Here is a 10,377-nt window from a genome sequence, read left to right on the forward strand (position 1 = left end):
TCGCCGCTCCTTCTTCGGGCGGCGCGCATCTGCCAACAATGCCAGCTCCACCATCTCGACGAACGGCGTCAGCTTCACCGGCGCCGCGCGGCGCTCGTACTTCGGCACCTGCGCCACCGGCGCTCGCAGGTACTTCCTCACCGTGTTGCGCGACAGGCTCGTCGCCCTCGCAATCTCTCGCACCGATTTGCTCTCGCGGTGGTGCATCCGCAGGACCTTGCCAATCATGGCCATGGTGATCATTCCTGGTATCCCGCCGCTTAAAAAAGCAGCAGGGTAGGCTGAACACCCGGGTCAAATTTGAACCGGCACAACCCTCACAGATGGGTCAATTTTCGGCCGGCGCCAACAGTCGATGTCCATGGGAAGCACTCCAGGCCGGGACGCGCCGGCCGCGCGCCGGGCGAAGGCCCGACGCGAAGCAGCCGCGCCGGTGGCGCCACAGCGCGAGCGCACCTGAGCGCACGCGAAGGCCGCAACGAAGAGAAGGACGCCGCAGGCGTTGCGCGAGCGCGGCCGCCGGCGACGATGCGCAGTCGAGGGCCGTTGCCCGCGAAAGGCTGCAGGACACGAGCGCCGCCGCATTCCCGGCCGGCCCAGCGCGCAGGCACGCGCTGGCCGTCAGCAAGCCACCGTCGGTCGCACGCCACCGCGACCGACCTGGGTGCGATGCGCTCGGCTCGCCATGCCGGCGTTGCCTGCCTGCACGAAGCGCAGCGAGTCGCAGGCACTGAGGACGCGGCGTCCCCTCCCCTCATCCCGTCCGCACGCGCCTGCGCCCGCCGACCACCCGATGCCGGAAGGCGAAGGTCTCGCGAAGACGAGACGTGCCAGGCCGCATCGGCGGCCTCATGCTGCCCCGCCGCCGCCCAGGCAGCCGCCCTGCCCCGCCGCAGGGAATCCGCGGCGGCGCATCGGGAGGCCAAGATCAAGGGCTGCAGGGCCCGAGCTTCAGGGCCGCGGCGCGGCGGCGTCGATCCACTCGGCCGGGGCCGCCCCGGCGAAGAAGGGATTCAAGGCCGGCCGGCGCCGGCCGATGATCCGGCGCACGGCCGAATCCGGGTTGGCGTGGTCAAGCGCCATCGCGGTCGCCGCGAAGCCACACACCTCCTTTGGGCTGAGCAGCCGCAGCGGGCCGTGCGAACGCGCGTACAGCGGCCGCGTCGGGCCGGGGTCCCCGGGGATCTCGTAGCGCACGAGCACCCAATGCCCGGCGAGGCTCGCGGCCCCCTTCAGCACGATGTCGGCGGTGAGCGAGCACACCAGGCCGGCGGCGGCGGAGAAGTACATGTCACGCTCCAAGGCGCCCTCCGGCGTCCCGCCCGCGAGCGCCTGGGCCTGGGCCTGAGCCTGGAGCATCAGGCGGGACGCATGGCCGCTGAAAGCCGAGGCCTCCAGGCCGCTGGCCTCGGCCTGGGCGCGCACGGCGGCCAGTTCGGCCGAGCGCATGAAGCTCATGCCGCACCACAGGGTGCGCGTGTCCAGCAGGTAGATGCCCGAATCCAGGCCCGCGAGCGAGCCGTCGTCCATCATGCGGATGCGCCATCCGGGCGCGACGGACTCCACGATGCCCGCGAGAAACTTCTTCTCGGCGGTGGTGCACTCGGTGATCATGACTGCTCCTTTGCGGGATTCTCGATGAAGGGATGGGCGGTGTCGGCGCCGGCATCGGCGTCAGCGCGCTGCGCCGCGCCGCAGGCGCCCTCGATGCGCCGCAGCATGAGCAGCGCCGAACGCACCTTCGGGTGCTGCAGGTCGAACTGGCGGGTGATGACCACGGCCCACGCCTCGAAGCTGTGCAGCCGGCCCATGCCCGTGGGCGTGCGCAGGACGCGGGCGAACGCGCTCGCCACGTGAATCAGGTGCTCGCGCTCCAGTCCGGGCAAACCGGCGGGGAAGCTCAACCGCATGTTGAACGGGCCGACGACGATGCCGAACGGCGGCGTGTGGCGATGCACCTGCCAACGCGGACGGGGGTAGCTATCCGGTTCGTAGGCGCGTGGCCCTGCCAAAGTGCGTGTGCGCGTGTTCATGGCCGCGCTCCCGTCGCACCGCGCGCCACCGCAAGGGACAGGAAGGTGGCGCCGAAGCGATGGGCGCAGGCGCGGTGTGCGTCGCGGCGCGCGTCTTCGTCGCATGCGAGGCCGCGGTCCTGCACATAGGCGTCCAGCAGCGCATCCAGTTGCGCAGCCGTGCGCAGCGCGTGATCGGCCGCGAGCCGCTCGACGGCCGTGCGGGCGAAGGACGGCAGCGGCTCGGTGCGCGCCTTCGTTAGCATGGCCCAGCCCGGATCGTGCCGATAGACCCGCGTGTCCGCGCTGTGGCGCACCAGCGGCCCCCCGAGCGCGGGGCGGTACCCGCCCCGGCCGCGCAGGTAAACCGGTTGCGCATGGCCCGGGTCGGACGCGAAGGTGAAGAGCTCGCCCACGCGCAGCGCGTCGAGCAGGATGGGACGGTGGGTGTTCATGATTGCGCCTCGAAGTTGAAGAAGCGGCGCGCTCACGCCGATGGCGACGGCCGACTGGGTGTAGAAGTGGATGTCGGAGGCCGGCAGGTGGCTCATGGCGCACGAGTGCAGATAGAAGTCGATCGTGGCCACGAGACGGCTGCGCGTGCGGTGCTCGCCCTGTGCGTGCAGCCACTCGACGGCCAGCCTGAAGGGCATCGGCAGGCGACGGATGTCGGTTTCCAGTGGCGCCGCGAAGCGGGCGGGCGTGATGGGTTCCGGCTGGGTCATGGACGCTGCTCCGATTCCGGGCGCTGTTCGGTCTTGCGCTCACGCATCCACCATTGCGAGCCGCTGAGCGGTGCGCGCGTGATGGAGTGGCGGTCGGTCAGGTCGGCGGCGGCTTCCCAGCCGCGCGGCGGACGGTGCGCGCGCACGTCGCCATGGCCGTCCCAGCGAAACCAGCGCACGGTGCCTTCGGGGTAGTGGTAGCGGCGGCTCATGGCGTTACCCCAGGCGGCACGCCTGCCTCGGGAAGCTGGGCAGCCGGCGGATGAAGCTGTCGCCGTTGGTATGGTGCTCGCGCATGTCGATGGCGATGCCCGCCTCACGGCAGGCCTGCAGGTACCGGGGCGCATCGCAGTCCTCCTCCAGGTACGCCGTGAAGCCGTCGCGGCTGATGTAGCTGTAGGGCGTGATCTGCTGGGCGATGCCCAGTTCGTGCAGGTGCGCCATGTCCACCTCCAGCCACCCATGTCCGGGGTCGGCCAGGAATTCGAGCCTGAGCGGGTCCGCGCCGGCAGTCGGTTGGTTCTCCATTGCATTTCTCCTGATGACCGGGGTTCCTAGATTCCGAGCCCTCGGGATGAGGGGTTCGGAGGGCAAGCGGCAGCCCCGGTCGTTGCTGCCGCCGTACGTCCCTGAGTTCGTCGCCCAGGCGCACGGCAGCGAAGGCACGGGACGGCACGCAAGGGCGCGCCCGCAGGCCGCATGCGGAGCGCAGCCCGTAAGGAGCGAAGCGAGAGCAAGGGCGAGCACCGAACGGGCGAGGAGCGCGGGCAGCGCCTTCACCCTTGCGGGACGGCACGGGCCGCAGCAACGTCGCCGCCAATGGCGATGAACGACAAGGGACGCACGGGAGCACGGCCAGCGGCGCAGCTGCTTGCCGGCCGGACCCGGCGCGCGCCGAGCGCCCCTCAGGCCGCAGGCCTGCTGTTCAGGGCGCGGGGCCAGGCCCCGGCGCCAGGCTGTTCGAGCGCGCGCGGAGCCACCGGTCCGCGCGCGTCGCATGAAGGATGGAAGTCCACAGCGTCGAGACCACGGCAGGAGCCCGGCTCACAGGCGGGCTCGACATCCAGCGCGACAGCCTGGTCGGCCTGCGCCGGCGACGTCCGGCGTCGGGCCGTAAACACCGGGGTCGTTCTATCCGTTGGGAGCAGCGCGACCTATCCCTTCGGGGCCGCCAAGCCATGGGCGATGCCGCGCGATCTCTCCGGCAGGGATGTGGGCTGCTCTACAGTTCGCCCATGAGTTCACCGAAAGCCCTGCCGGCCGGCTATCCCGAGTTCATCGAGACGCTCAAGCATCGCGTGGCGGCGGCGCGGCTCGCCGCTGCACGCGCGGTGAACCGGGAGCTGGTTTCGCTCTACTGGGACATCGGTGAAGCCATCCTGCATCGCCAGCAAGCGCAGGGCTGGGGACAGTCCGTGGTCGAGCGCATCGCCTCTGATCTGCGCGCGGCCTTCCCCGGGGTGCAGGGCTTCTCGGCCCGCAATGTCTGGGACATGCGGCGCCTGGTCGAGACCTGCACCCGGGCGGACTTTCTGCGACAGCTTGCCGCAGAATTGCCGCGCAATCTGGCCGCAACGCCTTCCAGGCGCCGCATCACGACGCCCGCCCAGCCGGGCGGCCTGGACGCCCTCGCACTTCTGCGACAGCTTGTCGCAGAAGTCCCGTGGGGCCATCTCCTGCTGATCCTGGCCCGCACGCAGGCGCCAGCGCAGAGCCTGTACTACCTGCGTGCCACGGCGGCCATGGGCTGGAGCCGCAACGTGCTGCTCAACCAGCTCAAGGCAGGCGCCTTCGAGCGCTCGCTCGCCGAAGGCAAGAGCCACAACTTCCCGCGGGTGCTGGACAGCCACCTGGCCGAGCAGGCCGAGGAAGCGCTCAAGAGCAGCTACAGCCTGGAGTTCCTCGGCCTGCGCAAGGCGGTCAAGGAACGCGAGTTGGAGGATCAGCTGATCGACAGGCTGCGCGACTTCATCCTGGAGCTGGGCTACGGCTTCTGTTTCATCGGCCGGCAGCACCGCCTGACGCTCGGGCGCAAGGAGTACCTTATCGACCTGCTGTTCTACCATCGCTTCCTCAAGGCACTGGTGGCGGTGGAACTAAAGGTCGGGCCCTTCCAGCCGCGAGTACGCGGGCAAGATGGACTTCTACCTGAACCTGCTCAACGAAAAGGAGCGCGCGCCGGACGACGCGCCCTCCATCGGCATCATCCTGTGTGCGGAGAAGGACAACCTCGAGGTCGAGTTCGCCCTGCGCAGCAAGACCAACCCCATCGGTGTCGCAGAGTACCACCTGCAGGCTCGTCTGCCCGAGGATCTGCGCGGCAAGCTTCCCTCACCGCGCCAGCTTCAGCAAGTCGTGCGCACGGCTTTGCCTGCACCGGCCGAGGTCGGCCGAAAGGGCTCGAGAAAGTGACGCGTGACATTCGGCCTGGGCAGCAGGCCACCGGACACCCATGGTTCGAAGCCACGCTGTCGCACATCGGCGAGCAGAGCGAGCGACGGCGCGGCATCCATCGCTTCAACTTCCCCATCGGTCTGGTGTCGGGCTGGATCCGGCCGGATACGAGCGCCGGTATTGCTACGCGCATGAGGCCGATGCGATCCAGGCGCTGGCCGGTGATGTTTCAGGGCGGCGCGGGCGTTTCGAAGTGCGCTTTCAGCTACCGGCCCACTGCCTGCGTCATGGCCGAGTTCTCGGCGGCGCTCAGGCCATGCCGTGCATACAGCGCGTTCATGTGACCGAACAGTGTCATCACCACCTTGTTGAGCTCCGCTGCCTCCATTTCTGACCTGACCACACCCCGGCGGGTGCCTGCATCCACGATCGGCACCAGGCATAGCAGGATCACCAGCAGGCTGTCGCCATCCTTTTCCAGAAAGTGAAGCCAGTAGGGGAAGGACTGGCTGAGATCCTGCACATAGCGCCGAACCTCCTTGATCCGATAGACCTCTCGCGTGTCCTCTTCGGGCCAGTTGAAGAAGATCCTCAACGCGTTCGCGTAGCGGCGGGTGGCCTGCGCACTGGAGGCGACCGCATCGAGCGCCTGCAGCACGGAAGCGGTGTCGCCGCGTTCCACCACGCTGTGCGATATCTCCAAAAAAATCCATTCGGGACCCGGATCAGAGGCCGAGGGCCGACGGGTCGAATCCACTGAATTCCCGTTCAGGGCAGCGCGGCTACCTGCGCCGCCACCGCCCGCTTGCCGAGCGCACGCACCGCAGCCAGGCGCTGCAGCTGCTCGGCATCGGGCCGTGACTTGCCCTGCTCCCAGTTGTAGATGGTCGCGCCGCTCATGCCCACCAAGCGGCCATAGTCGGCCGCAGACAGGCCTAGCTTGGCGCGATGGCTGGCCAGCCGCTTGGCACTGAAGCGCCGCGGCGTGATGCCAGCCGCCTCGCCATCGGTGCCTTTGGACGAAGCGCTGCGCGAAGCGGACGCCGCCTGCCGGCCGGCCTGCTTGAGCTGCCTTTGCAGGTCGGCGAGCTGCCGGCGCAGTTGCGCGATCGTGCTGCGATGTTGGCTGCTGGCCTTCTTCAGGCTCTCGATCTCAGCGCGCACTTCCTTACGGGCGACGCGGGCAATCTCGGATTTGAGGACGGATGCGATATTGGCCATGGGGCGGCATTTTGCCGCTTGCGGCTGACAGGCCTCTAGACGGCCGGCGAGGGGGACGGATAGCCGGCCTGCTCCGCCGGCGTGCGGTCCAGCCATCGCGGCCGCTGCTCGCCTTCGCGGGCATCGAGCGGACCGCGCCCGCTTCGCCAGCAGAAGGCATGCACGTGCGCGATGTGCATCATGACGTCCACTGAGTCGCTGGGGTCCAGGCGGACCTCGATCTGCGTGTTCTCGTTCTCGCCCAGGCCCAGCACCAGGCTGATGTGGCGGTAACCCGGCGCGTCGCCGTAGGTTTTCACCCGTGCATCGAAATATCCGCCGTCATGCACCGGCGCCGGCGTGCCCACGGGCTGCGCCGCCCGCTTCGCATCTTCGCGCACCCTCATCATGTCCTCGACGCCCCACCGCTTGGCCAGCTCCTCGAACTTGTTGTGTCCGTCCTCGAAATACGTGTGCACCTCGCGCGCCGTCAGGCGCGCGTCCATGCGAAGAGCGGCCATGCAGTCCTCGAAGATCGCCTGGTCCAGGCCGCGCAGATCGGTCAGGTCGAAAGGAAAGCGCAGGCCGTTGTACAGGCCGAGCAGAAAGCGCGCGACGAAGCGGCACTGGCCGGAGTCGCGCAGCGCGATGACATAGAGGCGCTGCAGCGCCTCGAATCCGGCTTCCTCGATGGCTTGTCGCTGAGTCATGATGGTCTGATCCTGAAAGATGCAGGGTGTGCGGCGCCGCCGCACTCACGATGTACACACCCCATGGCGCCAGGGTGTCACCGCAGAGGATGGCGGCAATCAATCCAAGCATAGCTTCCCGCCTGGGGGCTCCCATGGAAAAAGGGCCGGCATCGCCGGCCCCGGCCGCTGCGCCTCAGCGGCCGATGCGCCGCAGCGCTAGGTCCCACAGGCCGCAGTTCAACCGCACGTTCTCGCGGATCGCGCGGATGCCGCGCATGTGCATGGTCCTGCCTTTCGCCGTGCGTCCCGGCAGTCCGCCGCGCAGGCAATGCTCCTGCAAGGCGTTGTAGGTGCGCCAGACATCGTCACCGACGTCCGCCATGCGCCGCCGCTCCAGCATCTGCGCCGGTTGCACCGGCGGCTCGGCGTGCTCCGGGAAACGCAGCGTCAGCGCTTCGCGCGCGAAGTCCAGTTGCTGGCCCTGGGTCAGCACCGTGCCGCGCATCTCGTCGACGACCTCGCCGATGCGGCCAAAGTCCCGGGTGATGCGCTGCGCGGCCTCCACGACGTTGGCCACCACATTGCCGCGATGGCTGACGTGGATGAGGCCGAAGTCGCCCAGGGTCGTGAGCATGCCGTTCAGGCAGATGGGTCTGTGAAGGCCTGCCCTGAGCGTGTAAGCGCTGCGCCCGTCGTGGGAGTTGATGAGCACGATCTCGCCCAGCACGTCATCCCAGGTCAGTGCCTTCACCACAGGCTGGAAGCGCAGCATGTGGCGTGCGTAGGCGCCGCCGCCAACGCGCGAGCGGGTCTGCACAGCCTCGGTCGGCTCGAAGCCTGCGTCCATCAGCGCGCTGACGATATCGCGGGTACTGATGAACACGTACTTCGGGCCCGTGGTCTGCGCGGCCTGTTCGGCAAAGGCGGCCGGCGCACGCGCCTGGACCTCCTGCAGCGACAGGGACGAACGGGCAGCGAAGGTGAGATTGGAGAAGTTCATGAGAAGCTCCATGGGTGACACAGGCGGAATTGCCTGCGGCGACCCGCGCTCACGCGGCAGCGCAGCGGTCAAGGCTCGAAGACGGCCGCAGGCCGCAAGCGCCAGGCTCGCCTGGCGGGCAGGCCTTGACGGCGAGCACCGCGTGATACGGTGGCGCACCACAGGCAACACCGCCCTTCCCTCTTCCGCTATCCTCCGGTCCGCCATCTGGCAACCCTTCCCTCGGTGCCGTCACGCACGCCGAACATGCATCTGGCCTCGGGCCGCATCCGGCCGACGCTCCGGCGGTCGCGAACTCATGAGCCATCCTCAACCACCCCGCACCCCCTGCTCCAGCTGCCCCTGGCGCATCGACCAGGACGCCGGCGACATCCCGCATTTCAGCCTCGCCCTGGCCGAGCGACTGAAGGCCACCTGCCCGGACGAACGGGGCATGGGACCGGACGTCGGCGCATCCATGTTCGCGTGCCACCAGTCGGGCATCGGCCACGAAGTGCACTGCGCCGGATGGCTCGCCTCCGTGGGCCATCGCCACCCCTCGGTGCGTCTCGCGGTCGCCCAGAGCAGGATGGACATCTCGCGCCTGCGGCCGGCCGCGCACTGGCCGGAACTGCATGCGAACTACGGTGAGGTGCTCGAGAAGCTGCGTCGCACGGCCCCTGACGACCCAGAAGCACGGGCCTGCGCGGCTCCGGGGCGCGACACCGGCGCGTAGACATGCCGTCATGTCCGGCCCGGCCTAGCGCCAGGCCTCGATGCCAAGGTCATCGGCCAGGCGCTGGATGCGCGCGGCGCCCTTTTGCAAGCGCCGGCGGTCTGCCTCGGTCAACGGGTGGCCGCTGGCGAGGTTGCCAGCCGCCACCGCCACCACCATCGCGTCCTCGCGCAGCAACGCCAATGCGTCCCGTGCCGGCAGTCCCAGGGGTCGGTACGGGAGCCGGTGCCCGGATCGCTGGCCCGCCTCGGCGGGGTCCTCCGGATCCCAGGCGCCGAGGTCCTTGGCCGCTTCGACGAAGCCCAGGCCATGCGCGGCCATGTGGTAGGCGAGCACATCCCCGCCGCGCGCACCGCAGCCCGCCATGCAGCAGAAGCCGCCGCTGCGGATGTTCACGCGCATGCTGTCGCTGCCGCCGTGGAATGCGCAGCGTGTGGTGCGCCAAGCGCCCTTGCCCAGCAGCACAAGATCCTGGGCCTCGTAGTACGCCTGCGGCTGCGGCAGTCGGTCGTGGATCAACGGCATGCTGATCTCCTCGATAGATTCAGCGCGAAGCGCTGAGGGTCTGCTTGCGGTGAGTCCTCGGGGGGTGCGGGGGGAACGCCCGCGAGAGCCTGGGTGCGCGGGCAGCAGCGCGACGTAGCCGAGAGGGATGCGGACATGGCGTGCCTTTCTGCGGCGGGTGCCGCGGTGGGGATGGGATCTGCTTTCGGAGCCGCCTCGACGCCATAGGGGCACGCGCCAGCGATGGCCGTTCCGGGACCGCTTGCGGTGGCGAAGCCCTTGCCCTGGACGGCGGAGCGCGCGTGGCAGGCGTCGGGAAAGAGGCGGCCCGGCTGTCCCAACGCCATCCCGCCAGCCGCTGCCGGCCGGCCGGCACCTGCTCGACCGCGCTGCACGCCGAACGTCCAGGACTTGCAGGAAACAGGGCCGGAGACCCGGCCGCTGCGCGGCCGAAGCCGGGACCTCGTCCCATTCCTAGGGCGAGGCAACGGGCACGCCCCGTGGCCGAGGATGAGCGAGCCCTCGCCGATGGCGCTGTTCACCCGGGCGCCTCCCGTTCAGCGTCGTCGGGTGCCATGGGGCGTCCATCCTGCACAGGGAGTCCTGCGGGCAAATTAACGCCATGGTGAAGTCACCCTCAGGCGTCGCAACGTGTCGTCAGGCCGCTGGCCGGCGCCGTGGTCGTGGCGCTGCGTCTTCAGTTGGCCGGCCGCCAGGAGGCACGACGCTTCGAGGATGCTTTCCGCCTCACGTGGGTGCGGGCCCTCCGCGACGGTCGGTGGCAACTGGTGGCCACGCACGGCAGCCGGATCACCGACTGAGCAACCGTCTTGCTCGTCAAGCGCAATGCATAGTCGAATCCCACATCGAGCCATGTTTGGCGATGGCGTTGAGCATCGTCAGCAGCTTGCGCATGCAGGCGACCAGGGCGACCTTCTTGCGCTTGCCGGCCATCAGCAGGCGCTCGTAGCACGCCTTGAGCGCCGGGTTGTACCGCACTGCCGTGAGGGTGGCCATGTACAGCGTTCGTCGCACATCGGCGCGCCCACCCCAGATGCAACGCTGCCCGCGCATCTGGCCGGAGTCGCGATTCAAAGGCGCCACGCCCACCAGCGCGGCGATGCGGCGCCGGTCG

13 protein-coding genes and 1 pseudogene are annotated in these 10,377 nt (G+C 69.2%); 2 read left to right on the plus strand and 12 right to left on the minus strand.

Going from position 1 to position 10,377, the window contains the following annotated elements:
* The 6 genes and pseudogenes from Q392_RS25515 to Q392_RS25540 all read right to left on the minus strand — a co-directional run.
* A pseudogene (locus tag Q392_RS25515) lies at nucleotides 1-234 on the minus strand (IS21 family transposase); the annotation flags it as partial.
* A gap of 717 nt (nucleotides 235-951) precedes the next feature.
* Nucleotides 952-1,614: a hypothetical protein gene (locus tag Q392_RS25520; protein WP_038214906.1), complete on the minus strand. Its 663-nt coding sequence runs from the start codon at nucleotides 1,612-1,614 to the stop codon at nucleotides 952-954.
* Nucleotides 1,611-2,033 carry a hypothetical protein gene (locus tag Q392_RS25525; protein ID WP_157008275.1) on the minus strand — a complete coding sequence of 141 codons (423 nt, stop codon included), beginning with the start codon at nucleotides 2,031-2,033 and terminating at the stop codon, nucleotides 1,611-1,613. The genes Q392_RS25520 and Q392_RS25525 overlap by 4 nt, the downstream gene beginning before the upstream one ends.
* Nucleotides 2,030-2,737, minus strand: a complete 708-nt coding sequence (locus Q392_RS25530; RefSeq protein ID WP_038214912.1) for a hypothetical protein — start codon at nucleotides 2,735-2,737, stop codon at nucleotides 2,030-2,032. The genes Q392_RS25525 and Q392_RS25530 overlap by 4 nt, the downstream gene beginning before the upstream one ends.
* Complete coding sequence (locus Q392_RS25535) at nucleotides 2,734-2,949, minus strand: hypothetical protein (RefSeq protein ID WP_051953962.1); 216 nt, start codon at nucleotides 2,947-2,949, stop codon at nucleotides 2,734-2,736. Before Q392_RS25535 ends, Q392_RS25530 begins: the two co-directional genes overlap by 4 nt.
* Nucleotides 2,950-2,953: 4 nt before the next feature.
* Nucleotides 2,954-3,265: a hypothetical protein gene (locus Q392_RS25540; protein ID WP_038214915.1), complete on the minus strand. Its 312-nt coding sequence runs from the start codon at nucleotides 3,263-3,265 to the stop codon at nucleotides 2,954-2,956.
* Between the two features lie 707 nt (nucleotides 3,266-3,972).
* On the opposite strand from Q392_RS25540, the gene Q392_RS34245 reads away from it, so the two are divergent.
* Nucleotides 3,973-5,475, plus strand: coding sequence for a PDDEXK nuclease domain-containing protein (locus Q392_RS34245; RefSeq protein WP_211260301.1), 1,503 nt, complete (start codon nucleotides 3,973-3,975; stop codon nucleotides 5,473-5,475).
* Here the strand turns inward: Q392_RS34245 and Q392_RS25550 are convergent.
* From Q392_RS25550 to Q392_RS25565, 4 genes are all read right to left on the minus strand, one after another.
* On the minus strand, nucleotides 5,397-5,888 hold the full coding sequence (locus Q392_RS25550; RefSeq protein ID WP_157008277.1) for a hypothetical protein: 492 nt from the start codon (nucleotides 5,886-5,888) through the stop codon (nucleotides 5,397-5,399). The two genes, Q392_RS34245 and Q392_RS25550, sit on opposite strands and share 79 nt — an antisense overlap.
* Nucleotides 5,889-5,899: 11 nt before the next feature.
* The gene (locus tag Q392_RS25555; RefSeq protein WP_038214921.1) at nucleotides 5,900-6,352 is read right to left on the minus strand and encodes a helix-turn-helix domain-containing protein; all 453 of its coding nucleotides are present in this window, start codon (nucleotides 6,350-6,352) and stop codon (nucleotides 5,900-5,902) included.
* Nucleotides 6,353-6,387: 35 nt separating this feature from the next.
* Nucleotides 6,388-7,041 carry a DUF7673 family protein gene (locus Q392_RS32325; protein WP_084217404.1) on the minus strand — a complete coding sequence of 218 codons (654 nt, stop codon included), beginning with the start codon at nucleotides 7,039-7,041 and terminating at the stop codon, nucleotides 6,388-6,390.
* A gap of 175 nt (nucleotides 7,042-7,216) precedes the next feature.
* On the minus strand, nucleotides 7,217-8,035 hold the full coding sequence (locus tag Q392_RS25565) for a DUF932 domain-containing protein (protein WP_038214923.1): 819 nt from the start codon (nucleotides 8,033-8,035) through the stop codon (nucleotides 7,217-7,219).
* Nucleotides 8,036-8,321: 286 nt separating this feature from the next.
* Between Q392_RS25565 and Q392_RS31510 the strand changes: the two genes are divergently transcribed.
* Nucleotides 8,322-8,738 carry a DUF6283 family protein gene (locus tag Q392_RS31510; RefSeq protein ID WP_051953964.1) on the plus strand — a complete coding sequence of 139 codons (417 nt, stop codon included), beginning with the start codon at nucleotides 8,322-8,324 and terminating at the stop codon, nucleotides 8,736-8,738.
* Nucleotides 8,739-8,762: 24 nt separating this feature from the next.
* On the opposite strand, the gene Q392_RS25575 is transcribed toward Q392_RS31510, so the two are convergent.
* A complete protein-coding gene (locus Q392_RS25575) occupies nucleotides 8,763-9,263 on the minus strand; it encodes a hypothetical protein (RefSeq protein WP_038214926.1) in 501 nt (166 codons plus the stop codon).
* 816 nt (nucleotides 9,264-10,079) lie between these two features.
* On the minus strand, nucleotides 10,080-10,377 hold a 298-nt coding region (locus tag Q392_RS25585), incomplete at its 5' end, for a transposase (protein WP_038214929.1).

Source organism: Xenophilus azovorans DSM 13620 (assembly GCF_000745855.1).
GTDB classification, from domain to species: Bacteria; Pseudomonadota; Gammaproteobacteria; order Burkholderiales; family Burkholderiaceae_C; genus Xenophilus; species Xenophilus azovorans.

Excerpts from the sequence above, each read along its gene's own strand:
- Q392_RS25520 (WP_038214906.1), bottom strand. The coding sequence starts at position 1,614 with ATGATCACCGAGTGCACCACCGCCGAGAAGAAGTTTCTCGCGGGCATC.
- Q392_RS25525 (WP_157008275.1), bottom strand. The coding sequence starts at position 2,033 with ATGAACACGCGCACACGCACTTTGGCAGGGCCACGCGCCTACGAACCG.
- Q392_RS25530 (WP_038214912.1), bottom strand. The coding sequence starts at position 2,737 with ATGACCCAGCCGGAACCCATCACGCCCGCCCGCTTCGCGGCGCCACTG.
- Q392_RS25535 (WP_051953962.1), bottom strand. The coding sequence starts at position 2,949 with ATGAGCCGCCGCTACCACTACCCCGAAGGCACCGTGCGCTGGTTTCGC.
- Q392_RS25540 (WP_038214915.1), bottom strand. The coding sequence starts at position 3,265 with ATGGAGAACCAACCGACTGCCGGCGCGGACCCGCTCAGGCTCGAATTC.
- Q392_RS34245 (WP_211260301.1), top strand. The coding sequence starts at position 3,973 with ATGAGTTCACCGAAAGCCCTGCCGGCCGGCTATCCCGAGTTCATCGAG.
- Q392_RS25555 (WP_038214921.1), bottom strand. The coding sequence starts at position 6,352 with ATGGCCAATATCGCATCCGTCCTCAAATCCGAGATTGCCCGCGTCGCC.
- Q392_RS32325 (WP_084217404.1), bottom strand. The coding sequence starts at position 7,041 with ATGACTCAGCGACAAGCCATCGAGGAAGCCGGATTCGAGGCGCTGCAG.
- Q392_RS25565 (WP_038214923.1), bottom strand. The coding sequence starts at position 8,035 with ATGGAGCTTCTCATGAACTTCTCCAATCTCACCTTCGCTGCCCGTTCG.
- Q392_RS31510 (WP_051953964.1), top strand. The coding sequence starts at position 8,322 with ATGAGCCATCCTCAACCACCCCGCACCCCCTGCTCCAGCTGCCCCTGG.
- Q392_RS25575 (WP_038214926.1), bottom strand. The coding sequence starts at position 9,263 with ATGCCGTTGATCCACGACCGACTGCCGCAGCCGCAGGCGTACTACGAG.